Raw genomic sequence first — 22760 nt, 5'->3', positions numbered from 1 at the left:
CTTCATGACTCCACACTTCCTGCGGCTTCCCGCGGCGGCCGAAACCCCAGCGCGCTTGACGGCGCGGCACCCCGGGGCCATCGCCCGGGCGATCACGGCCTTCGCCATCAAGGCCACGACGGGCTTCGGGGCCCTGGCCGCCATCATGGCGTTCACGGCCCCCACGGCCTGGGCTGCCGACCCCGTGGCCGGCCAGACCAAGTTCTCGCAGAACTGCGCGTCCTGCCACACGGTGGCGTCCACCGCCTCGGTGGACCGCGGCCGCAACAACCCGGCGATGATCCAGAACGCGATCAACAACGTCGGCGCGATGAACAGCGCGTTGTCCGGCCGTCTCACGGCCACGGACCTGGCCGACATCGCCGCGTGGCTCGGCAACTCGCCGTCCTCGTTGAGCTTTGCGCAGACCAGCGTGGGCCAGAGCAGCGCGGTCTCCACCGTGACGGTCAGTGCCAGCCGCACGGCGGCGCTGGGCAGCCTCGCGGCCACCATCAGCGGTGATTTCGTGGTGCAGGGCGGCACCTGCGGCACCACGCTGGCCGCCAGCACCAGCTGCACCGTGGGCGTTCTGTTCCGACCCACCACCTCAGGGGCGCGTACGGGCACGCTGTCCATCAGCCACGACGGCATCTCCACGCCCGTGCAGATCGCGCTGGCGGGCACCGGCACGGCCGCCACGGCGCAGGCCGGGCTGAGCGCGGACAGCAGCGCGCTGGACTTCGGCACCCAGACCGTGGGCGCCACCAGCACGGCCCGCACGGCCACACTGACCAATACGGGCAATGCAGCCCTGAACTTCTCCGCCATCACCGTGGGCGGCACCAACGCCACCGACTTCACGCAGGGCGGCACCTGCGCCGTGGGCACGCCGCTGGCGGTGGGCGCCACCTGCACGGTGAGGGCTACCTTCACGCCGGCTGCCGCGGGCGCACGCTCGGCCTCCGTCGCGGTCACGGGCAGTGTGTCCAGCGGCAGCGGCAGCGGCAGCGGCACGGCGCAGGTCAGCATCGGCCTGAGCGGCACCGGCCAGGCGGCCGCCACGCCGGTGGCCCGTCTATCCAGCACCGCGCTGGCCTTCGGCGCGGCCACGGTGGGCGGCACGAGCCAGGCGCAGGCCATCACCGTGACCAACACCGGCACGGCATCGCTGGTGGTGAGCAGTGCCACCACCACCGGCCCGTTCGCCGTGACGCAGGACTGCGGCGCCGGTGTGGCCGCAGGCGGCACCTGCACGCTCAGCGTCACCTTCTCGCCGACCGCCACGGGCGCGGCCGCAGGCAGCCTGAGCCTGGCCAGCAATGGCACCGGCTCCCCGCAGGCGGTGGCCCTGGGCGGCATGGGTGTAGTCGGCAATGTGGCCGTGCTCACCTGGAGCGGCAGCACGCAGGCGGACTTCGGCACCGTGCCCGTGGGCGCGGACGCCGCGCTCAAGCACTTCACGCTCACCAATACCGGCACGGCTGCCGCCACGCTCGGCAGCTTCGCGCTGGCTGACGCCGCCGCGGCGGACTTCCGCATCGACACCAGCACCACCTGCACGGCCGGCGCCTCGCTGGCGGTGGGCGCCACCTGCGACGTGGCGGTGGGCTTCAGCCCGCGTGCCACGGGCAGCCGTGTGGCCACGCTGGCCGTGGTGGCGGACAACGCCGGCCTGCCGTTGCCGCTGTCGCTGAGCGGCACGGGGCAGGGCGCCGCCCAACCCGGGCTGCAGCTCTCCGCCACGTCCTTCACGTTGAGCGGCACCGGTACGGCCGGGCAGGCGCTCACGCTGACCAATACCGGCGCCGGGGTGCTGCACATCAGCGCGGTGACGCTCAGCGGCGGCCAGTTTGTGGTGGACGGGTCAGGCACCAGCGGTTGCGGCACCGCGCCGTTCACCCTGCAGCCCGGCGCGAACTGCCGGCTCACCCTGCGTTGGCAGGGCAGCACGGCGGAGACCGCCACGCTCACGCTGCAGGGGGACATGACCCCGGCCACCGCCACCGTCTCGCTCAACGGCACCCCCGACGGCACGGCACCGGCCAACCGTGGCGGTGGCGGCTGCTCGATCGGTGCCGGCACCGGTGCGGCCGACCCCCTGCTGCTGGTGATGGCCGGTATCGCGGCCGTCATCCTGTGGCGCCGCCGGCCGCGGTGAAGACACGCCGCGAGGCCGCTGCCGGGCCTCGCAAGCCCGAACACATCTTTTCTCAGGGAACACCATGACCACATTCACTGTTTCGTTACGAGCGAACCGAACAACGGCTCCAGCGGTCGAGCGCGGCGCTGCGGAGGCCATGTCGATGCCGGCGTTGGTCCGACGCAGAGCGGTCCCCTCGGCCACCGTCCGGGTCCCCCGGGTGTCCGCCATGGTGGCCCATGGTCTGGCTCCCTTGCTGGCCGTGACCGCTGCCTGTGTGCTGGCGCTCGTGTCGCCCAGGGCCCATGCGGCCGAGGTGGGGCAGGCCCTGCCGGTGGCGAGTGTGCCCAGCGCGGACGGCACCGCCGTGCCGCTGCATGACGGCAAGGCCAGGCTGACCTACGTCGACTTCTGGGCGTCCTGGTGCGGCCCGTGCCGCCAGTCCTTTCCGTGGATGAACCGCATGCAGGCGAAGTACGGCCCGCAGGGCCTGCGCATCGTGGCCGTGAACCTGGACACCAGCCGCGCCGACGCCCAGGCCTTCCTGAAGGAGGTGCCGGCCACCGTGACGCTGGGTTTTGATCCCAAGGGTGAATCCGCCCGACGCGTGGGCGTGCGTGCCATGCCCAGCTCGGTGCTGCTGGGGCCGGACGGCAAGGTGCTGATGCAGCACGCGGGCTTCCGTGCCGAGGACGAGGCGGAGCTTGAATCCCGCATCGCCGCCGCGCTGTCGGGCCGCTAACAAGAAGGTCCCTACCCATGAAGACATCTCACACGCCAGACGAAACGTCTCAAGCCCTCCGCCCAGGCCCTTCTACGCCGCAACAGGCCCATCGTCCGCACGTCCGGCGCACGGGCCGCGCCACCCGCCTTGTGCTGGCCGGGCTCTGCGTCCTGTCCGCGACCGGCTGTGCGCTGCAGCCCCCCAGCCCCTGGGAGAAGGGCGCGCTGGCCCGTCCTGAGATGACCATGGCGGGCGATGTGCTGGGCGATCGTTTCACCCAGCACATCTACACCAGCAAGGAAAACGCCTCCGGCGGCAACGGCGTGGGAGGAGGTGGCTGTGGCTGCAACTGAGGTCATGGATACGCTCCCGGCCTGCGATGCAGGCACCGGTGCCACGGTGGCCGAGCCGATGAACGCCGACGCGAATGCTGGCCATGGCACCAGTCATGACGCCGGCGACGGCACCGGCCACGGTGACGGCACCCGCGCGGTCCCCGGCGCCTGGGGCGGGGTGGTCGCCGCCGCGCTGCTGCTGTCCGGCGGTGCCCCCGTGTTCGCCGAGGAGCCGCCCGCGCAGGCCGAGATCGCTGCCAAGTTCCTGAGCTACCGCGACCGCCAGCCCGGGCTGGACCGCATCAAGGTCAACGCGCCGTCCGTCTACCTGATGGTGCCGTTTGCCGGCCGCTGGTCGGTGGAGGGCAGCGTCGTGACCGACAGCGTCTCCGGGGCCTCGCCGCGTTATCACAGCGCCATCTCTGGCGCCTCCCGCCTGGACGAGTACCGCAAGGCCGGCGACGTGCGCCTGACCCGCTACAACGACCGGGACGCCTGGTCCGTCGGCGCGGCCTATTCCATCGAACACGACTACCGCTCGCGCACCCTCTCCGCGGACTACCGCCGCTCCAGCGAGGACAACAACCGCAGCTGGAACATCGGCGCCGCCTACAGCAACGACTGGATCGGCTCCAGCGACGACCCCACGCTCAGCCGCAGCCGCAACACGCTGCAGATGATCGCGGGCGTGACGCAGGCCTGGACCGCCAATGACCTGCTGCAGTTCAACCTGGGCGGCAGCTGGGGCCACGGGTTCTACAACGACCCCTACAAGTTCCCCGACCGCCGCCCCGACACCCGTGACCAATACACCGCGATGCTGCGGTGGAACCACCACTTCCAGGACTGGAAGACCACCCTGCGCAGCAGCTGGCGCTACTACGCGGACAGCTACGGCGTGCGGGCCAACACGCTGGAGACCGCCTGGGTGCAGCCCCTGCGGGGCGGCTGGACGGTGACGCCGTTGCTGCGCTACACCACCCAGCGCGCGGCGCGTTTCTACTACGACCCGGTCTACGACCCCACCCTGGGTGCGCCGTTCCCGCCCGGCTACACCAGCACCTCGCCACAGTACATCTCCGGCGACCATCGGCTCTCCGCCTTCGGCGCGGTGACGGCGGGCTTGAAGGTGGCCTACGAGTTCCGTCCTCGCTGGGTGGCCGACCTCTCCATCGAGCACTACGAACAGCGCGCCGACTGGCGCCTGGGCGGCCATGGCTCGCCAGGGCTGGACCGCTTCCAGGCGGACTGGCTGCAGGTGGGCATCTCCCACAAGTTCTGACCTGGCGTCCACCGCGCCATGGCCAGCCGCCCGCCCTTTGACCCCCTCGAGACGATGTCCCATCGCCACGCCTTCACCGCCATGGCCTCGCCCTGCGAGGTCGTTCTGGCGGGTGTTCCGCCGGCCCGCGCCATCGAGGCCGGCGCCGCGGTGGAGCGCGAGGTGCGCCGCATCGAGCGCAAGTTCTCCCGCTACCGGCCGGACAGCGTCGTCTCGCGCATCAATGAGCGCGCGGGGCAGGGCGGGGGGCTGGCGGTGGATGCCGAAACCGCCCGGCTGCTGGACTTCGCCGCCCAGCTTCACCACCAGAGCGAAGGCCTTTTCGACATCACCAGCGGCTGCCTGCGCAGGCTCTGGGATTTCAAGGCGGGCATCGAGCCGACGGCCCAGGCCCTGGAGGCGCTGCTGCCGCGGGTCGGCTGGGGCCTGGTCGGGTGGGACGGCCGCAGCATCAGCCTGCCCCGTCCCGGCATGGAAATCGACCTGGGCGGAATCGGCAAGGAATATGCCGCCGACCGCGCGGTGGCCGCGCTGGCGGAACTCGGCATCCGCCACGGCTTCGTCAACCTGGGCGGCGACCTGCGCGTGCTGGGCGCCCGGCCCGATGGCCGCGCCTGGCGCTTCGCCATCCAGCATCCCCGCCAGGCGGACGCCACCTGCGGCCACATCGAACTCACGGGCGGCGCCCTGGCCACCAGCGGCGACTACGAGCGCTTCTTCATCGCTAGCGACGGCCGCCGCTGCTGCCACATCCTCGACCCGCGCAGCGGCCAGCCGGTGCGCCACTGGCAGGCGGTCAGCGTGGTCGCGCCAGTGTGCGTGGCCGCAGGCGCGCTGGCCACCATGGCCATGCTGATCGGGCCCCAGGCCCCCCAACGGCTCAGTACCCCGGGGGTCGGCTTCCTGCTGGTCGGCCCTGATGGCGACCTTCATCACCACGATCCCGATCAACTGCTTCAAGTCTGCATCCCATCATGAGAAACATCGCTTCCCTGCTGGCCGGCGCCTTGAGCGCGCTGGCACTGGCCTTCTCCGCCGCGCCCACGCCAGCGTCGGCGGCGGACCCCAACAACTTCCTCGACCCGGCGCTGGCTTTTGTCGGCAGCGCCTCCGTGGACGCTGGTGCGGCCGTGGTGGCGTTCGATATCGCGCCCGGCTACCACCTGTACCGCGAGCGTTTCGCCATCGAGGCGGAGGGCGCCACGCTGCCCGCGGCCCGGCTGCCGGGGGGCAAGGAGGAATTCGATCCCAACTTCAACAAGACCATGACCCTGTGGGCCGGCAAGATCCGCGTGGTGCAGCCGCTGCCCGCCGGGCCGGCGCCCGCGGTCTTGACCGTCCGCTACCAGGGCTGCGCGGACCGGGGGCTCTGCTACCCGCCGCAGCAGGCGCTGGTGCACCTGAAGGATGACGGCGCGGGCGGCCTGATCGCGCGCTGGGATGCGCAGCCGGATGCGCTCTCCGTGCCGTTGCCCGAGACGCCGGCCACCTCCGGTGGCCCCAGGGCGGCGGCGCGGACCACCAGCACCCCCACCAGCGCGGCGGACGCCGTCGCCACCACGGGCGCCGCCCCCCTCGACAGCAGCGCCGCCGCGCTGCAATCAGGTAGCCTGCTCAAGGTCATCGGCATGTTCCTGCTGGGCGGCCTGCTGCTGTCCTTCACGCCCTGCGTGCTGCCGATGCTGCCCATCCTGTCCTCGGTGATCGTGGGGCAGGGCCAGCCGGTGTCGCGCATGCGCGGCTTCACGCTGGCGCTGGCCTATTCAATGGGCATGGCGCTGGTCTACACGGCGGCGGGCATCGTGGCCGGACTGCTGGGTTCTGGTTTTGCCGCCGCACTGCAGAACCCCTGGGTGCTGGGCAGCTTTGCGTTGCTGCTGTCGATCCTGGCGCTGTCGATGTTCGGCGTGTGGCAGTTCCAGATGCCGGGTTTCATCCAGGACCGGGTCAACAATGCCTCCAACCAGCTGCAGGGTGGCCGCCATATCGGCGTGTTCCTGATGGGCGGCCTGTCGGCGCTGCTGGTGGGGCCCTGCGTGGCCGCGCCGCTGGCCGGCGCGCTGGTCTACATCAGCCAGACCCGCGACGTGGTGCTGGGCGGCTCGGCACTGTTCGCGCTGGCCTGTGGCATGAGTGTGCCGCTGCTGGCGCTGGGCCTGTCCGCCGGCACGCTGCTGCCGCGCGCGGGCCGCTGGATGGAGCATGTGAAGACCTTCTTCGGCGTGGTGCTGCTGGCGGTGGCCGTGTGGCTGGTGTCGCCGGTGCTGCCCACGGGCGCGCTGATGTTCCTGATCGGCGCGGTCGCGCTGGTCACTGTGATCTGCCTGGGCGCCTTCGACGGCGGCAAGCCCCGCGCCCTGCGGGCCGGCGGCACGCTGGTGGCGCTGTGGTCCGTGGCCATGATCGGCGGCGCCTTCTCCGGCGGGGACAGCGTGCTGCAGCCGCTGCGCCATCTGGCGCGGGGAGGCGCGGGTGGCCCGGTGGCGGCCATGGCCGCCCAGGCCGCTGGCACGGGGGCGCCGGTCTTCGAGCGCATCACCACCGTGGCCCAGCTGGACGCCGCGCTGGCGGCCACCGACCGGCCCGTAGTGCTGGACTTCTATGCCGACTGGTGCGTGGCCTGCAAGGAGATGGAACACCTGACCTTTGCCGATCCCGCCATCGCGGCCCGGCTGTTCAAGGCCCGTTTGCTGCAGGCGGACGTCACCGCCAACAGCGCCGAGGCCAAGGCCCTGCTCAAGCGCTTCCAGCTCTTCGGCCCGCCCGGGATCCTGTTCTTCGATGGACAGGACCGCGAACTGGCGGCCGCCCGCACCATCGGTTTCCTGCCGCCGGAAGAATTCTCCAAGCGGCTGGACCATGCGCAACTCTGAGCCTTCGCCCCCTCCCGCCTCCCGCCTTGATGGACGCTTGAGCTCCGCTGGCCCCGGCGTCGCCGCAATCCTGATCTGAATATCGCTCGACTTTCGTTGGACCCCATAAGCACCATGAGCCATTCTTCGTCGCCCCCGCCTCGCCATGCCCGCCTGCTGATCCTCGGCTCCGGTCCCGCCGGCTACACGGCCGCCATCTACGCCGCCCGCGCCAACCTCAAGCCGCTGCTGATCACTGGCATGGCGCAGGGCGGCCAGTTGATGACCACCACCGACGTCGACAACTGGCCGGCGGACGTGATGGGCGTGCAGGGACCGGCGCTGATGCAGCGCTTCCAGCGCCATGCCGAACGCTTCCAGGCCAACCTGCTGTTCGATCACATCCAGGAGGTGGACTTCTCCCGCCGGCCTTTTGTGCTCAAGGGGGACCACAGTAGCTACACCGCCGACGCCGTGATCCTGTCCACGGGCGCGTCGGCCCAATACCTCGGGCTGCCGTCCGAGGCGGAATTCATGGGCCGAGGCGTGAGCGCCTGCGCGACCTGCGACGGTTTCTTCTACCGCGAGCAGGAGGTCTGCGTGGTGGGCGGCGGCAATACGGCCGTGGAGGAGGCGCTGTACCTCTCCAACATCGCCAGCAAGGTGCACCTGATCCACCGCCGAGACCGGTTCCGTGCCGAACCCATCCTGGTCGACAAGCTGATGGAGAAGGTCCAGGCCGGCGCCATTCACCTGCACCTGCATGCGGTGCTGGACGAGGTGCTGGGGGATGCTTCGGGCGTGACCGGCGTGCGCATCCGCAGCACGCTCAGCGTGCCCCGGGAGGGCCTGACCCGCGAGATCGCGCTGCAGGGCTGCTTCATCGCCATCGGCCATGTGCCCAACACTGAGCTGTTCCGGGGGCAACTGGCGCTGCGTGACGGGTATGTGGTCACCCGGGGCGGGCCGAGGGCCTACGCCACCATGACCAGCGTCCCCGGCATCTTCGCCGCTGGCGACGTGCAGGACGACGTCTACCGCCAGGCCATCACCAGCGCCGGGACAGGCTGCATGGCGGCGCTGGATGCGCAGCGCTTCCTGGAGCAGCAGGCGCTGTAGGCGGCGTTCCCGGACAGCCGGCGGGTCGCCAGTCCGGCCACTGATCTGGCCACTGATCTGGCCACTGATCGGGTCCTTGATCCGGCCGTCCGCCAGCGGCGGCGGGTGAGGGCTATTTGAACGTCCAGGCCATGCCCGCGATCCATCGCGGGCGGGCGCCCTTGGCGTCCGGGGGCACCGCGCTATAGAGCCGCACGAGGCTGAAGCGCCAGGCGCCGGCCGTGTAGCTGAGGCCGCCGTTGGCGAAGGTGTAGGAGCTGGTCTTGCGGTCCCAGTTGTCCACCACCCCCCAGCCCACGTCGGCCGCCACGGCGCCCATCAGGCGCCGGTGCCAGGTCAGTTCCAGGATGGTGCCGCCGAGGTGGCCCTGGTAGCCGTCCCCGGTGGTGACCGGCAGGTCGGGCGAGAGCGAGACCGAAGCGGCCCACTGGCCCGTGGGGGAATCCCAGAGCCCGCCGACGGACAAGTCGGCATAGCGCAGGCGGCTGGCATTGCCGCCGCCGGCATAGTCGTAATGGGCGGCGGAGACGGTGAGGGTGCGCTTGTCGTCAATCTGCCACCAGCGGGTGGCGGAGACAATGGCCTCGGCCGTGGCGTCACCCTGGCCGTGCACGGTGGCCAGGCCCAGGCCCAGCGCCCAGTTGCGGTCGTCCCGGTAGCCGAGGTCCAGCATCGCGGAGGGACGGTCGCCACTCATGCTGATCCCCCGTGAGACCCGTTCGGTCACGACCGACAGGGTGCCGCTGTAGGTCTGGGCATGCACCGTGGGAGCGGCCAGCAGCGCGGCGAGCAAGGGCGCGCAGCGTGCGGCGACGCGGCTGGGGGTTTTCCCTGGTGGGGCTCGCCATGCGTCCGCCCTCCCGGAGGAGACGCGGAATTCCTGACGAGTCATCTCGTTTTTTTTACGGCGGGAAACAACCATTGGCGCGGATTGTGGCACCTACGAACGACACTTCTCTGCAGAAAAGTCCACGTCATGCTCAAAAGCGTTGCCAACGAAACGGATACGGCCGTTGAACCGTGCCTGCGCGCCTGGTTGCAGGCCACCGCCGCCGGCGACCGATCCGCCTTCGAGCAGCTCTACCGGCACTGCCGGCCCCGGCTCTCGCGGTTCGTGCTGCGCTGTTGCGGCCGCCAGGACCTGGCCGACGAGGTGGTGAACGAGGCCCTGTGGGTGGTCTGGCGCACGGCCGGCAACTTCCGGGGAGAATCCCGGGTAAGCACCTGGGTCCATGGCATTGCCTACCGCTGCATGCTGAAGGCCTTGCGGGACGGGGTGGCGTCGGAAGAAATCAATGCCTCGTCCGTGCACGAGGCGGAACTCGCGATGGCGGAACCCTCGGTCAACGAGGGGCCGGACCGCGAACTGCGCAACTGGCTGGCCCGTGGGCTCTCCGCCTTGCCGATGGAACAACGGGTTACCTTGGAACTGGCTTATTACCTGGGCGAATCCTGCGAGGACATTGCCCGCATCATGAATTGCGCCACGGGAACGGTGAAAGCACGCATGTTCCATGCACGCATCCGCCTGCGCAATGTGCTGCCCGAACTGGGTGGCGTCAGCCGCCCCATGAGCGGCACCGAAGGACACGGGCCATGAAAGCGAACAACGGACCGACTGTCGGGCCAAAGCACCCGGCGAGCAACGAGCCCATGACCGGGCTCCCCAGCGGCTCTTTTCAGGAATCGTCCGATGGCGACTTCTCCGCCGACCTGCGCGCGGGCGCCGAGCCGGAGGCCTTTGCGCTGAACGAGCACCGGCAGGTGTGGGACACCATCCCCTGGGTGGTGGCCGGCAGCGCCACGCCCGAGCAGGCTCGCATGGTGCAGGAGCATGTAGTGGACTGCCGCCACTGCAGCGACGAACTGGACTACCAGGAGCAGATCTTCCGCGGCATGCAGGACGGCCCCGTGGCGGCCGAGGACGAGGCCGCGATGAGCGCCGGCCTGCAGCGTCTGTGGGCCCGCGAGGAAGAGGCCGAGGCCATGGCCGCCGGCGCCCGCCGCGGCCCGGCCCGCAATGACGAACTGGACCTGGCCACCGCCACCGTGGTGGCCGGCCGCTCGAAGAACAAGCGCTGGCTGATCATGGCGGTGGCGGTGCAGGCCGTGGCGATCTGCGTGCTGGGCCTGCGCGTGATGATGGACCCGCAGCAACCCGACTTCGTGACCCTGAGCCAGCCGGCGGCGCTGCCGCCGGGGGCCATCCTGCGCCTGGTGCCCGATGGCAACATCGATGTGAACACCTTGCGCCGCCTGCTGACCCAGCATAGCCTGCGCATCGTGGGGGCGGACGAGGAGGCCAGCAGCCTGCTGCTGGCGCCGCTGCATCCGGAGTCCATTCCCGCGTCGGCGGCGGGTTCACTGGCGCAACACCTGCGCAGCGAGCCGGGCGTGGTGCTGGTGGTCCCCGTGGGCGTGGCCCTGCCGGAAGCCTCGCGATGAGCGCGGGCGCGAGCGGCCAGGGGGTGGCGGTCAGGCTGTGCGAGGCAGGAGCAGTGTGAGGACAACAAGATTCGGGATGATGCTGGCGGCGGTGCTGGCCCTGGCGGGCCTGGTGATGGCGCCGCTGAGCGTCTGGGGTCAGGCGACGGGAACAGTGGGTGGCCCCGCCACCGGATCTGATCGTGGGCCTGGAGCGCAGGCCGAGGCCGGCGGCCCCGATGGGGTGCCCGAGGCCGGTCCCCGCCCTGTTGAACGCCGCCTCATCCTGGCCGTCAAGGACGCGGGCGAACCCTTGTCCGGCGCCGGAGGCTCTCCGCGTGGGGACTATCGCCGCATGGCGGGTTATGCCGGCAGCGCAGGCGCCGCGGCGGTCTCCGAGGCCGTGGCCCGCGAGTACGGCTTGCGGGAGCGGGCCGCCTGGACCATCGCCCCGCTGAACCTGCGCTGCATGCTGTTTGCCATCGCTCCGGGCGACGATCTGGACGCGGTGATCCAGCGGCTGAAGAAAGATGAACGGGTCCAGCTGGCGCAGCCGCTGCAGGAGTTCGAGACCTTCACCGGCACCAAGGTGCTGCAGGCCCCCGGTGGTGACACCGGCGCGGTTTCCGGTATGGGCACGACCGCGCAGCCTGCTGGCGCCGTCTCGACCAGCGGAGCGGGTGCCGCCACCAGCAACAGCAACAGCACCGGTACTGGTGCCACGCCCCCCTACAACGACCCGTACTACGGCCTGCAGCGCGGCTTCCAGCAGATGGCGGTGGCGCCGCTGCAGCAGCTGGGCACGGGCGCCCGCGTGAAGGTGGCCGTCATCGACACCGGGGTCGACGCCCGCCATCCCGACCTGCAGGGCCGTCTGCCCCGCCAGCGCGACTATGTGGGCGGTGGCGGCGGTTATGTGGAGACGTTCCCCGAACGCCATGGCACCGAGGTGCTGGGCCTGATCGCCGCGCGGGTCAACAACCGGACCGGCATCGTCGGCCTGGCGCCGGGTGCCATGCTGCTGAGCTACCGCGCCTGCTGGGCCGACACCGTCCGCAGCGGGGAGAGCGGTTCCGCCACGGCCCGCTGCAACTCCTTCACCCTGGCCCAGGCGCTGGGCGCAGCCATTGCCGACGGGGCGGATGTGATCAACCTCAGCCTGGGTGGCCCGAGCGACCCCTTGCTGACCAGGCTGCTGCAACATGCCCAGGCCCGGGGTGCCGTGGTGGTGGCGGCGGCCCCGCCGGAGCGGCTGGCCGCCGGGTTCCCCAGCAATGTGCCCGGCACGCTGGTGGTGGCCACGGCGGGTGACCCCTTGCCGGCCGTGGGAGCGATCAACACCGCCGGCACGGTCGAGGAGCGCCTGGCCGCGCCCGGCCGCTCGGTGCTGACCACGGTGCCCGGTGGCGAGTACGACATGGACACCGGCAGCTCCCTGGCCTCGGCCAACGCCGCCGGTGTGGTGGCGCTGCTGCGCTCGCTGGTGCCTTCGGCCGATGCGGACCGCCTGCGCCGCGCGCTGCGAGAATCCATGACCTCGGCCACGGCGCCGATCAATGCCTGCGTGGCCGCCCGCCTGCTGGGCATCCAGGGGCTGCGCTGCCCCTGACCCGACCTCCACGAGCCCCATGTTCCGATCCCGCGTGACGCTCGCCCTGGCCGCGATGCTGGTGCTGGTCTGCATACAGGCCGGTTTTGTCTATCTCGGCACCATGCGTGTGGAGAGCTACACGGCCCACAGCCGGCTCACCAGCGACCTGCTGTCCGAACTGCTGGACCTCTCCGCCGACAAGCAGCGCCTGCGCACCTGGGCCGCCCAGCAGACCATGGGGGTGTCGGCGTTGCCAGAGATCCGGGAGCGGCTGCTGGACCGCATGTCCGCCAGCGCAGAGCGGCTGACCGACATGTCCCGCCGCAACCTGGCCTCCTGGCGCGAGATCGCCGCCCGCGACGACATGGAGATCCCCGACGACGCCGCGCAGCTCGTGGAGATCACCAGCCTGCTGGGGGCCAACATCACGGAGCTGCGCACCCAGTTGCGCGAGCTGGAGCCGCATCCGGACCGTTCCAGCTTCGCGGATGTGTGGCGCCACCTGAACCAGGTGTTCGACACCACCCACGGCCGCGACCTGCGCGACCTGCTCAACGGCGCGATCGACCGCCAGCGCCAGGCCGTGCCGATCGCCCGCGCCGCCACCGAAAACGGCATCCACCGGCTGCGCCTGCAGGCGGTGGGCATGGTGGGGCTGACCTTTGGCGTGGCGGTGGCGCTGTATGTGCACCTGAGCCGCCGGCTTCGCCGCCCGCTGGACGACTTGCTCGCCGGCACGCAGGCACTGCAGGCCGGGCGGCTGGAGCACCGCATTCCGGTGCATGACGTCGACGAGTTCGGCCGTGTCGCCGCCCATTTCAACGCCATGGCGCATGAGCTCCAGCAGCACCGCGCCGCCATGGACGTGGTGCGGCGCCGGCTGGAGGACGCAGTGAAGGCCCGCACACAGGAGCTGGAGCAGGCCCATGGCACGCTCCAGCAGCTGGACCAGCGCCGCCGCCAGCTCTTCGCGGACCTTGGGCACGAACTGCGGACGCCCGCCACGGTGATCCGGGGCGAGGCGGACATCGCGCTGCGCTCGCTGAGCATGACCGGCGAGCAGCACCGAATGACGCTGCAGCGCATCGTCGCGGCGGTGAAGCAGTTGACCTCCCTGGTGGATGACCTGCTGCTGGTGGCCCGTGCCGAAGCGGACGAGCTGGACATCCTGCCCGAACGCCTGGCCCTGGGCCCGCTGCTGGCCGACACCGTGGCCCAAGCGCAGGCCCTGGCCACGCTGCACGGCCAGCGGCTGGAGACCGGCGCCATCCCCAACGACCTCACCATCGACGCCGACCCCACCCGGCTGCGCCAAGCCTTGATGATCGTGCTGGACAACGCGATCCGCTACTCCCGCCCGCAGGGCCGGGTGCGCGTGGCGTGCGCGGTGTTGCAGGAGGAGGTGGAGCTCAGTGTCACCGACGAGGGCATCGGCATCTCGGAAGAAGAACTGACGCAGGTGTTCGACCGCTTCGTGCGCGGCCCCCGGGCCCGGCGCCATCGCGCGGACGGCACCGGCATCGGCCTGTCCATCGCCCGCACCATCATGCAGGCGCATGGCGGGCATATCGACCTGCACAGCGAAGTGGACCGTGGCACCACGGTGCGCATGCGGCTGCCGCTTGCCTCTTTCCCGCAGTCATGAACCGACACCTGCTTGTCATTGAAGACGATCCGCGCATCGCGGACTTTCTCTCCCGCGGACTGGAAGCTGAGGGCTTCACCGTGGAAGTCGCCCGCACCGGCCCGGAGGGTCTGGCCCGCGCGCGCGGCCAGGCCACGTCGATGATCATCCTGGACCTGATGCTGCCCGGCCTGGGCGGCCTGGACCTTTGCCAGACCCTGCGCGCGGAGGGCTGCCAGGTGCCCATCCTGATGCTCTCCGCCATGGACGGCACCGGCGACAAGGTGCGTGGCCTGCGCCTGGGCGCGGACGACTACCTGACCAAACCCTTCGACTTCGAAGAACTGCTGGCGCGCATTGATGCGCTGCTGCGCCGCGGGCGCGAGCAACGCGCGGTGGTGCAGACCCTGCAGGTCGCCGACCTGGTGCTGGACCGCGAGCGCATGCAGGTGCAGCGCGCCGGCCAGCCGATCACGCTGACGGCCAAGGAACTGGCCTTCCTGGAATTGCTGATGAGCGCGCCGGGGCGGCTGTTCAGCCGCGAGCGCATCCTCGCCAATGTGTGGGGTACCCACATCGACCCGCTCACCAACATCGTGGACGTGTATGTGCGGCGCCTGCGCGCCAAGATCGACGCCGGCCATGCCTTGCCGCTGCTCAAGACCGTGCGGGGCCTGGGCTATCGGCTGGACCACAGCCCGGGGCCCTGAGGTCCGGGCGTGTCGAGCGTGGGAGCGGCCCGCGGGTCAGAACGTCGGCTTGTCCGACAGCGCCTTCAGGTTGGCCTGCAGCTCCGCGCTCATCGGCGCGTTCAGGTTGATGTTGTGCGGCGGGATCGGGGACTGGAACCACTTCTTGTAGAGCTGCTCGAACTCGCCGCTCCTGATCAGCCCGGTCAGCACGCGGTCGACCAGCGCCTTGAAGGGCGCGTCGTCCTTGCGCAGCATGATGGCATAGGGCTCGACCCGGATCGGATCACCAAAGATGGCCAGTGCCGCCGGATCCTTGGCGCTGGCGCGCAGCCCGTAGAGCAGCACATCGTCCATGCCGAAGGCGTCGGCGCGGCCGTGTTCCACCAGCAGCAGCGACTCGGCGTGGTCCTTGGCACCGATCAGGTCCAGGTCCAGCCCGCGCTCGGCGTTGAGGCGGCGCAGCACCTGGAAGTTGGTGGTGCCCACGGTGGAGACCACTTTGCGGCCCTTCAAGTCCTCCACCGACTTCAGACCGCTGGACGCCTTGGTGATGAAGCGCGTGCCGGTATAGAAATAGTTGATGGCGAAGCCGACCTGCTTGTTGCGCTCCGAGTTGTTGGTGGTGGAACCGCACTCGATGTCCACCGTGCCGTTCTGCAGCAGGGGGATGCGGTTCTGCGAGGTCACGGGCTGGCTGTTGACCTTCAGGTCCTTGCGGCCGGTGGCCACCTTGACCTGCTCGACGATCTTGTTGCAGATCTCCCAGCCGAAGCCGGTCGGTTTGCCGTCACCGCCCAGGTAGGAGAAGGGGATGGACGACTCGCGATAGGCCACCGTGATGGCACCACTCTGCCTGGCCTTGTCCAGCGTGCCAGGGTCGGCCAGCGCCAGGCCGGGGGCGGCCAGCAGTGGCAGCACCGGAAGGATCGACAGCTTGCGGATCCGGGGATGGGGCAGGGCACGGAACATTCGGTTCTCCATCGGTTCAGGGGATTTGGTGTATCCGATCGTAGGGAAGCAGGCACGATGCCTGCATCGCGAATGTTGATCCCACCATAAGCTGTACTAATGCCTGCGCCCCATCGTGCGGCAGCGGTGCCGCCGGTGCACCGGCAGGAACCCTCATGCCCCGGAGTGATGCATGCGCCTGAGCCATATCGAAGCCTTCAATGCCCTGATGATCACCGGCACCGTCAGTGGTGCCGCGCGGCTGCTGCATGTCACGCAGCCGGCCGTCACCCAGACCCTGCAGCATGCCGAGCTCAAGCTGGGCTACCAGCTCTTCACCCGCCAGCGCAACCGCCTGATGCCCACGCGCGAGGCGCAGGTGCTGTACCCGGCGATGCAGCAGCTCATGTCGCAGCTGGAAGGCGTGCGCCGCATCGCGGTGGGCCTGCGCACCGGCACGGACACCACGCTGCGGGTGCTCATCGTGCCGTCGCTGGCCGTGCGGGCGCTGCCGGAGGCGCTGGCGCGCTTCCGCGGCAGGTATCCGGAGATGCCGATTTCCGTGCGCACGCTGCATTCCAACGAGGTGGCCCGCGCCATGGCGCTGCAGGAGGGGGACGTGGGCATCGTCTACGGCAACGTGCAGCACGCGGGCCTGCGGGAGGAGCGCGTGGCCACTGGCCGGTTGGTGCATGTGGCGCGGCTGCAGCGCGCGGGCTCGGACAAGCGCACCACCATCGCCCTGGCGGACGTGCTGATCGAACCCTTCATCCGCATCGATGAGCGCGACCCGCTGGGTGCCATGCTGGCCGACCAGTGGAACCGGCTGGGCGTGGTGCCCTCGGCCGGTATCTCGGTGCAGACGCATCACATCGCCATGGTGCTGGCGGAGGAAGGCTTCGGGCCGGCGATCATCGATTCGTTTACCGCGCAATCGAGCCGCTGCAAAGAGCTTCATGTGCGCACGATCACGCCGGAAATTCCAGTCGAGGTGCGGGCGCTGATCGCGCCGGGCGAGCATTCGCCGCAGCCGGTGGAGGCGTTCGTGGCCGCGATGCGGGCCGCCACGGCGTCCCTGCAGGGCGGGTGAATGCGAAACGGCGTCCAGTTTTCGTGACCCGGTTGTGACGATCGCGGCCGGCATGTCCCCGGTGCCCACGACGCCGCTCGTTTTTCCATCCACATTTTCGGTTGGGCCCTGCGCCGGAAAGGCGCGCTGAGAACCATTGCCATGCCTGCATCAAAGGAGTGACCAATGGTGAAACTCACCGAAATTCAGAACACCCCGGTTCTTCCGGAATCGCCGTCCCACTCGACGTCCGAAGACTCGCAGCCCGCGGGCCCCAGTTCTACGCCGACCTCCACCGTCCCCTTGAGCCCGCGCAGCGTGGCGCCCGAGAGCGAGACCGGCCAGCGCCCGCGCGCCGTCATCGGCGTGATGGGCGGCATGGGGCCCGCCGCCGCCAACCAGTTCGGCCACCAGCTCATCAAGCTGAAAACCGACGCCAAGACCGACCAGGAGCATGCCCGTGTGCTGCTCGACCAGGCGACCAACATCCCGGATCGCACGTCGGCCATCCTGAAGGGGACCGAGTCCCCGGTGCCCAACATGACCGCCAGCCTGAAGCGGCTGGACGAGGGCGGTGCGGACATCGTGGCCATCACCTGCAACACGGCCCACCACTTCCATCCGGACATGCTGGAGGCCATCGAGAAATTCGGCCTGAAGCTGGACCTGCTGCACATCGTGGATGCCACCATGAAGGAGCTGGAAGCGCAGAAGCCGGGCGCCAGGCGCATCGGCCTGCTGGCCACCTCCGGCACGCTGGACTCCAGGATCTACGAGCAGCGTTCCGAGCAGACCGGCCACCACAAGGATTGGATCTACCCCGACAAGACGACGCAGGAGTCCTGTGTCATGAAGGGCATCTACGAAGGCGTGAAGGCCGGCAGGATGAAGGAGGGCGAGGCCATGCTGCTCGCCGCCGCGCAGGAGCTCCGCAACAAGGGCGCCGACGCCATCCTGCTGGCCTGCACGGAGATTCCGCTGGTGCTCAAGACCGGCCACGTCAAGGACGCCGATGGCGGCGACCTGCCGCTGATCGACACGCTGGAGGCGCTGGGCAAGGAAGCCCTGGCCCGCGCCGAGACCAAGGCCAGCCGCCTGACCACCCCGGCGGGCACCTTCACCGTCAAGCCGTCCCCGGCCACCAACTTCCTGCAAGGGGTGATGACGGCGCTGGCGGAGGGCGAGGCGCGTCCGCGCCGCATCGGTGTGATGGGCGGCATGGGCCCGGCCGCGGCCATGCAGTTCAGTGACTACATGGTCAAGTTCAACGACAAGGCGACCAAGGACCAGGACCACGTGCCCCTGCTGCTGGACCAGGCCACCGACATCCCGGACCGCACCGGTGCCATCCTCTCCGGCGGCCGCGACCCGGTTCCCGAGATGGCGGCCAGCCTGCGCCGGCTGAAGAACGCGGGCGCGGACGACATCGTGATGACCTGCAACACGGCGCACTATTTCTATCCGCAGCTGGCCAAGATCATCGAGGACGAAAAGCTCAACCTGGACGTCATCCACATCGTCGACGCCACGATGAAGCTGCTGGACCAGCACGCGCCTGGCGCCCGCAATGTGGGCCTGCTCGCCACCTCCGGCACGGTCAACACCGGCGTCTACCAGAACCACGAGTCCGCCAAGGGCCGGGAGTGGCTGACCCCGAACGCCGACACGCAGAAGGATGCGGTCATGGCCGGCATCTATGACGGTGTGAAGGCCGGCAAGAACGACGTGGGCCACCAGCTGCTGCTGAAGGCTGCCCAGGAACTGGCCGACAAGGGGGCCGACGCCATCCTGCTGGCCTGCACCGAGATCCCGCTGGTGCTCAAGACCGGCATGATCAAGAAGCCGGATGGCACGGACCTGCCGCTGATCGACACGCTGGAAGCGCAGGCGCGCGAGGCCATCCGCCGCTCCGGCCTGCCAATACCGGCCACGCCGGGTGTGCTGAGCGATGTCTCGCGGCTGCTGTGCACGGATGACGATGCGCCCGAGGCGAGCGCGAGCAAGCGTCCCGCCAGCGGTGACGCGTCGCCCACCCGCCCCACTACACGGCCCGCGTACGAGCCGGCGCACTGATCCACACCTCGGGGCGGACCCATCCGCCCTGGCGCTTTCATCTCATTGTTCAGAATTCATCACCATGACCCTCAAGACCTCTTCCGCCCACGCATCCACCCCCACCGTGCGCGGCTGCCTCGAAGCCTTCGCCCGCGCACTGAAGACGGACCTGGGCAGCGCGCCCGACGCCGGCCTGGCGATCACCATCAACGACGTACTGACCGTCGCCATCGCGCCGGGCCGCAACGGCCGCCTGGCCGCGTTCTTCCGCATCGCGGAGGCCAGCGCGCTCAACAACGAGCTGTGGATCAGCGCGTTGTCCGAAGCCGCCACCTGGGGCGTTGACGGCGAGAACCAGCGCTTCGTCGTGGTGGAGGGCCACCTGGCCATCCTGTGGACGCCGCTGCCCCAGCCCGCGCAGGTGCTGCTGCCGCAGCTCAACGAGATCATCGCCACCGCGCTGGCCGTGACAGAGCTGGTCGCCCGCCACAAGCGCTGATCCCTGCGCCAACGTCCCCGGCAGAAAGGAAGTCCTCATGGCAGATGATCGCATCCAGTCCGGCGCTCCAGGCGGCCCGAGCTTTGCCTCGCCGCCGCAGGAGGAGTTGTCCCCGCCGATGCTGTCGGGCGGCAGCCCCCGCCCGGCGCCAAGCACGGACCCGACGCTGGAGAACCTGCCGGGGCGTGGCACGCCGCGTCCGGCCATGTCCCGGATCAACCGCCTCGAATACGGCCGCCCGGCCCGCCAAAACGCGCTGACGGGCCAGGCCACCACGCTGGAGCGCTTCGCCGCCGCCACGCGGGAGCTGGCCGCGCCCGGCGGTGTGCCCAACGTGACGATGCCGGCTCCCGGCGTCTTCACCCGGGTGCGGGATGCCGCCAAGCGCATGGTCGGCCTGCCCGACGACATTGCCTGGATGGCGGGCACCCTGCGCGACCTGCGCGCCGAATCCATTGGCGCCACCGGCGGCCGCTCCAGCCCGGCCATGCAGGCCGCGGTGCGGGCCCTGGCTGGGGACAACGGCGTGTCCGCGTTCTGGGACAGCGAGGCCATGGCCGTTCATGCGCGTTTCGGGCCGGAGAAGGCCCCCGTGCTGGCCCATATCGACGAGATCGCCCGCCAGCACGGGCCGGAACTGGGGCTGGCCGTGTCGCTGGCCTGCCTGAATGCCCTGGCGGCGCTGCCGCATGGCAGCGTGACCCTGGCCCCCGCGGTCTTTGCCACCCTGCGTGATGAGCACCTCATCGACCAGCTGCTGCACCAGGACGGCCTGCCCGCGGCGGACCGCGATCCGGCCCTGACGCTGGCCCGCGCGGTGCTGCAGGACATCGCGGGCAACGACCAGTTCGCCGATCTCGCCAGGGTGCTTTGCCCGCAACTGCCGCCCGGCCAACTGCCAGCGCTGCAACGCTACCTGGAGGCCGGCCAGCTGGCGACGGAGCAGGCGGCGGCGCGAGGCCGGGCCGGCCCGGGAGAGGAGATCGAACTGGGAGACCTGGAAGCCGGGCAGGGGCCGGGCGCCCCCACGCTGGCCGAGCGTGTGCGCGACCGCGCGCGCGAGGCGCTGGCCGGTGGCGCGCCCCCCGAGTCCCATGCCGCCATCGCCGAGGACTTCTTCTGGGACAACCATTTCCGGGCCGAGGGGCCGGGCACGCCGCTGCAGCAGGTGAAGCAGCATGCCCTGGCCTTTATGGAACAACTGGGCCGGCCGGTGGACCAGGGCGGCCCGTTGAATTCCATGATCCGTTATGGCCTGGCGGGCGCGGACCGCCACATCCTGGCCGACGAGGCCACCAAGCTCGCGGCCGAAGTCGCGGCCGAGCCCATCGAGCGGTTGGTCGGCAACATCCAGAGCCACTTGGCCACGCACGTGCAGACCCATCTGCCCTGGGCTGCCGACCCAGACGACGCCACCGTGCGCGGGCTGGCGGCGCTGGCGCTGAGCCAGTCGTGGTCGCCGGACCACCGGGCCGGGCTGTCGACGGCCGACATCGTGCATGGCCCCAGGCCCGAGGAGGGCCCCGATGGCGTCATCAACACCACCATCGACCTGCTGGCCCGGCAGTACCTGGCGCAGCGGCCGCTGGATCTCTCGACCGAGGGCATCGAGCGGACACCGCTGTATGAATCGGTGGCGCTGGACCGGCTCCGGCACCGGATGTATGAGGAGGCGGCCCACCTCCCGCTCGGGTTCGATGCCCTGCTGACCTTGGCGGACCGCCTGGGCATCCCGCTGGACGACGCCACGCGCAAGGCCGCCGACACCGTCATCGCCACCATCGAGGCCCGCTCGCCCAGACCCGCCGAGCCAAACGCCCATGAGGCGGGCGAGGTGGTGGGCAAGTTCCTGGACAAGGTGCAGTTCGGCAACCACATCCGGGTGAGCGATGCCGTCACCCTGGGCGCCTCGGCGCGGGGCACCAGTGTCAATCTGGCTAACTCCCAGGTCGACCTGCCGTCCGTCCGGGACCGCAAGCGGCCGCTGAACGTGCGCTTCGATGCGCGCGGGGAGGGCACGCTGGAGCAGATCTTCCGCGCCGGCGCCGCCACGCATGGCGGCGAGATGTTCATGGGCCGCGACCAGCGCTGGCGAGTGACCGGCGGGGGCGGGTTGCAGGTCGGCCACATCATGCCGGGGCATCGGGGCGACCTCGGCCGCGCGGCCGGCGGCGTGGACATTGCCGCCTACGGCTACGAACGCAGCGACCTGCAGGGCGCCATGTGGCGGGTGGATCGCCGCATCGAAAGGGACGAGGAGACGCCCACGGGCCCCGTGTTCCGCCAGAACGATGCCGACGTGCGCGAAACCATGGGCCAGATGGCCCGCATGCTGCACGACCGCGCGCCGCAGTGCCGGGACGATGTGGAGCGTGAACAGTTGCTGGAGGACTTCATCGCCCGCTTCGCCGACCAGGGACTCTCCGTGACGCTGATGCAGCAGCAAAGCGCCACGCATCGCTCCGATGCGTCGCTTAGCGGCGCACTGTCCGTGGCCACGGGGGGCGACAACGGCGGCCGCTTTGGTGTCTCCAGCGGCGCCTCCTACGAGAAGGGCTGGTCCACCCGGGTGAGTGAGCGCGACACCACCGGCACCTACCAGATCAACAACGTGCGCAGCGGCTGGTACGACCGCCTGCGGGCCAACACCAGCCTGGACGGCAGCGCCTACCTGCGTTCGGTCGGCATTCCGGCCATGCAACTGGCCAGCGGCTCGCTGATGTATGACGACGCCAGCAGCAGTGTGCGGGTGCGGGTGCCGCTGCGCGACGGCAAGATCGTGCCGGAGAAGACCTTCAGTGACACGGAGACCTCCGACAAGGCCCTGTTCAAGCGCGCGGTGCTGTCCAACCAGCAGAAGTGGGTCGACCTGTTCGCCTATCCGCATCGCCACCTGCCGCCGGAGCAGGCCCAGCAGAAGGGCCAGGAGGCGGTGACCGCGTTCTTCCACAAGATCGACGCGATCCGCGAGTCCAATCATGTCTATTACGCCCGGGAGCGCCTGCACCCGGCGGTGGCCGAACAGCTGGACCGCCTGTCGCTGGTGGAGCAGCAGCTGCCGCCACGGATGAAGGAGGCGCACGCCGAGATCCAGGCGCGCCGGGCCGCCCTGATGTCTTCGGACGAGTCGTGGATGCCCGCCTCGCTGATCGCCTTCCAGCGCAACATCGAACAGGACGGCCCGGCCGGCAATCTGGCGGTGGCGCGTGGCAGCCGCATGGCGGCCGTGGAAGGGGAGCGGGAAATCATCTTCGACACCCCGGGATGGGCCAACCTGCGGCAGCGCGAAAGGGAGACCACGCCGGGGTCGTTGAAGGAGTGAACCCCGGGGGTCTCCAGTCCTGCCCCTTCGCGGTCCCGCAAGCTGCTTCGCATGCCGGCCCCCGGGGGGGCGCCGGTATCGGCCACCATAGTCTTACTTTGTCAA

At 70.1% G+C, this 22760-nt stretch carries 18 protein-coding genes; 16 read left to right on the top strand and 2 right to left on the bottom strand.

Translation table 11 applies throughout. The annotated features are described in order from the left end of the window. The first annotated feature begins 4 nt into the window (after nucleotides 1-4). The 7 genes from OU995_RS18880 (at nucleotide 5) to trxB (ending at nucleotide 8431) form a co-directional block, all read left to right on the top strand. Complete coding sequence (locus OU995_RS18880) at nucleotides 5-2137, top strand: choice-of-anchor D domain-containing protein (protein ID WP_267831572.1); 2133 nt, start codon at nucleotides 5-7, stop codon at nucleotides 2135-2137. Between the two features lie 64 nt (nucleotides 2138-2201). Beyond that, nucleotides 2202-2861: a TlpA family protein disulfide reductase gene (locus OU995_RS18875; RefSeq protein ID WP_267831571.1), complete on the top strand. Its 660-nt coding sequence runs from the start codon at nucleotides 2202-2204 to the stop codon at nucleotides 2859-2861. 17 nt (nucleotides 2862-2878) lie between these two features. After that, nucleotides 2879-3196, top strand: a complete 318-nt coding sequence (locus OU995_RS18870) for a DUF4266 domain-containing protein (RefSeq protein WP_267831570.1) — start codon at nucleotides 2879-2881, stop codon at nucleotides 3194-3196. 4 nt (nucleotides 3197-3200) lie between these two features. Beyond that, nucleotides 3201-4460, top strand: coding sequence for a DUF3570 domain-containing protein (locus tag OU995_RS18865; protein ID WP_267831569.1), 1260 nt, complete (start codon nucleotides 3201-3203; stop codon nucleotides 4458-4460). A gap of 54 nt (nucleotides 4461-4514) precedes the next feature. Beyond that, nucleotides 4515-5438 carry an FAD:protein FMN transferase gene (locus OU995_RS18860; protein WP_267831568.1) on the top strand — a complete coding sequence of 308 codons (924 nt, stop codon included), beginning with the start codon at nucleotides 4515-4517 and terminating at the stop codon, nucleotides 5436-5438. Then, complete coding sequence (dsbD, locus tag OU995_RS18855) at nucleotides 5435-7333, top strand: protein-disulfide reductase DsbD (RefSeq protein ID WP_267831567.1); 1899 nt, start codon at nucleotides 5435-5437, stop codon at nucleotides 7331-7333. Before OU995_RS18860 ends, dsbD begins: the two co-directional genes overlap by 4 nt. A gap of 114 nt (nucleotides 7334-7447) precedes the next feature. Then, nucleotides 7448-8431: a thioredoxin-disulfide reductase gene (gene trxB / locus OU995_RS18850; protein WP_267831566.1), complete on the top strand. Its 984-nt coding sequence runs from the start codon at nucleotides 7448-7450 to the stop codon at nucleotides 8429-8431. Between the two features lie 112 nt (nucleotides 8432-8543). On the opposite strand, the gene OU995_RS18845 is transcribed toward trxB, so the two are convergent. Further along, nucleotides 8544-9323: a hypothetical protein gene (locus OU995_RS18845; protein WP_267831565.1), complete on the bottom strand. Its 780-nt coding sequence runs from the start codon at nucleotides 9321-9323 to the stop codon at nucleotides 8544-8546. An 84-nt stretch (nucleotides 9324-9407) separates the two neighbouring features. On the opposite strand from OU995_RS18845, the gene OU995_RS18840 reads away from it, so the two are divergent. From OU995_RS18840 to OU995_RS18820, 5 genes are all read left to right on the top strand, one after another. After that, nucleotides 9408-10031, top strand: a complete 624-nt coding sequence (locus tag OU995_RS18840; RefSeq protein ID WP_267831564.1) for an RNA polymerase sigma factor — start codon at nucleotides 9408-9410, stop codon at nucleotides 10029-10031. A gap of 53 nt (nucleotides 10032-10084) precedes the next feature. Then, nucleotides 10085-10876: a hypothetical protein gene (locus OU995_RS18835; RefSeq protein WP_267831563.1), complete on the top strand. Its 792-nt coding sequence runs from the start codon at nucleotides 10085-10087 to the stop codon at nucleotides 10874-10876. A 76-nt stretch (nucleotides 10877-10952) separates the two neighbouring features. Further along, a complete protein-coding gene (locus OU995_RS18830; RefSeq protein WP_267831562.1) occupies nucleotides 10953-12464 on the top strand; it encodes a S8 family peptidase in 1512 nt (503 codons plus the stop codon). Nucleotides 12465-12483: 19 nt separating this feature from the next. Further along, a complete protein-coding gene (locus OU995_RS18825; RefSeq protein ID WP_267831561.1) occupies nucleotides 12484-14091 on the top strand; it encodes a sensor histidine kinase in 1608 nt (535 codons plus the stop codon). Further along, a complete protein-coding gene (locus OU995_RS18820; RefSeq protein ID WP_267831560.1) occupies nucleotides 14088-14780 on the top strand; it encodes a response regulator transcription factor in 693 nt (230 codons plus the stop codon). Before OU995_RS18825 ends, OU995_RS18820 begins: the two co-directional genes overlap by 4 nt. A 36-nt stretch (nucleotides 14781-14816) precedes the next feature. Here OU995_RS18820 and OU995_RS18815 read toward each other — a convergent pair whose 3' ends face one another. Continuing rightward, nucleotides 14817-15731, bottom strand: a complete 915-nt coding sequence (locus tag OU995_RS18815) for an amino acid ABC transporter substrate-binding protein (protein WP_267831559.1) — start codon at nucleotides 15729-15731, stop codon at nucleotides 14817-14819. 172 nt (nucleotides 15732-15903) lie between these two features. Here OU995_RS18815 and OU995_RS18810 point away from each other — a divergent pair, with 172 nt between their 5' ends. The 4 genes from OU995_RS18810 (at nucleotide 15904) to OU995_RS18795 (ending at nucleotide 22655) form a co-directional block, all read left to right on the top strand. Beyond that, a complete protein-coding gene (locus OU995_RS18810) occupies nucleotides 15904-16800 on the top strand; it encodes a LysR family transcriptional regulator (protein WP_267831558.1) in 897 nt (298 codons plus the stop codon). A gap of 165 nt (nucleotides 16801-16965) precedes the next feature. After that, nucleotides 16966-18852: an aspartate/glutamate racemase family protein gene (locus OU995_RS18805; RefSeq protein WP_267831557.1), complete on the top strand. Its 1887-nt coding sequence runs from the start codon at nucleotides 16966-16968 to the stop codon at nucleotides 18850-18852. A gap of 64 nt (nucleotides 18853-18916) precedes the next feature. Then, on the top strand, nucleotides 18917-19333 hold the full coding sequence (locus OU995_RS18800; RefSeq protein WP_267831556.1) for a hypothetical protein: 417 nt from the start codon (nucleotides 18917-18919) through the stop codon (nucleotides 19331-19333). A gap of 37 nt (nucleotides 19334-19370) precedes the next feature. Continuing rightward, entirely contained in the window at nucleotides 19371-22655 is a 3285-nt protein-coding gene (locus OU995_RS18795; RefSeq protein ID WP_267831555.1) for a hypothetical protein, read from the top strand. Nucleotides 22656-22760 lie beyond the last annotated feature (105 nt).

Source organism: Roseateles sp. SL47 (assembly GCF_026625885.1).
Taxonomy (GTDB): Bacteria; Pseudomonadota; Gammaproteobacteria; order Burkholderiales; family Burkholderiaceae_C; genus Roseateles.
The sequence above is the reverse complement of the archived record's forward strand: the minus strand, read 5'-3'. Positions and strand labels throughout refer to the sequence as shown.

Bases quoted from the DNA above. Each gene is read 5' to 3' on its own strand.
- OU995_RS18880 (WP_267831572.1), top strand. From the start codon at position 5: ATGACTCCACACTTCCTGCGGCTTCCCGCGGCGGCCGAAACCCCAGCG.
- OU995_RS18875 (WP_267831571.1), top strand. From the start codon at position 2,202: ATGACCACATTCACTGTTTCGTTACGAGCGAACCGAACAACGGCTCCA.
- OU995_RS18870 (WP_267831570.1), top strand. From the start codon at position 2,879: ATGAAGACATCTCACACGCCAGACGAAACGTCTCAAGCCCTCCGCCCA.
- OU995_RS18865 (WP_267831569.1), top strand. From the start codon at position 3,201: ATGGATACGCTCCCGGCCTGCGATGCAGGCACCGGTGCCACGGTGGCC.
- OU995_RS18860 (WP_267831568.1), top strand. From the start codon at position 4,515: ATGTCCCATCGCCACGCCTTCACCGCCATGGCCTCGCCCTGCGAGGTC.
- dsbD (WP_267831567.1), top strand. From the start codon at position 5,435: ATGAGAAACATCGCTTCCCTGCTGGCCGGCGCCTTGAGCGCGCTGGCA.
- trxB (WP_267831566.1), top strand. From the start codon at position 7,448: ATGAGCCATTCTTCGTCGCCCCCGCCTCGCCATGCCCGCCTGCTGATC.
- OU995_RS18845 (WP_267831565.1), bottom strand. From the start codon at position 9,323: ATGACTCGTCAGGAATTCCGCGTCTCCTCCGGGAGGGCGGACGCATGG.
- OU995_RS18840 (WP_267831564.1), top strand. From the start codon at position 9,408: ATGCTCAAAAGCGTTGCCAACGAAACGGATACGGCCGTTGAACCGTGC.
- OU995_RS18835 (WP_267831563.1), top strand. From the start codon at position 10,085: ATGACCGGGCTCCCCAGCGGCTCTTTTCAGGAATCGTCCGATGGCGAC.
- OU995_RS18830 (WP_267831562.1), top strand. From the start codon at position 10,953: ATGATGCTGGCGGCGGTGCTGGCCCTGGCGGGCCTGGTGATGGCGCCG.
- OU995_RS18825 (WP_267831561.1), top strand. From the start codon at position 12,484: ATGTTCCGATCCCGCGTGACGCTCGCCCTGGCCGCGATGCTGGTGCTG.
- OU995_RS18820 (WP_267831560.1), top strand. From the start codon at position 14,088: ATGAACCGACACCTGCTTGTCATTGAAGACGATCCGCGCATCGCGGAC.
- OU995_RS18815 (WP_267831559.1), bottom strand. From the start codon at position 15,731: ATGTTCCGTGCCCTGCCCCATCCCCGGATCCGCAAGCTGTCGATCCTT.
- OU995_RS18810 (WP_267831558.1), top strand. From the start codon at position 15,904: ATGCGCCTGAGCCATATCGAAGCCTTCAATGCCCTGATGATCACCGGC.
- OU995_RS18805 (WP_267831557.1), top strand. From the start codon at position 16,966: ATGGTGAAACTCACCGAAATTCAGAACACCCCGGTTCTTCCGGAATCG.
- OU995_RS18800 (WP_267831556.1), top strand. From the start codon at position 18,917: ATGACCCTCAAGACCTCTTCCGCCCACGCATCCACCCCCACCGTGCGC.
- OU995_RS18795 (WP_267831555.1), top strand. From the start codon at position 19,371: ATGGCAGATGATCGCATCCAGTCCGGCGCTCCAGGCGGCCCGAGCTTT.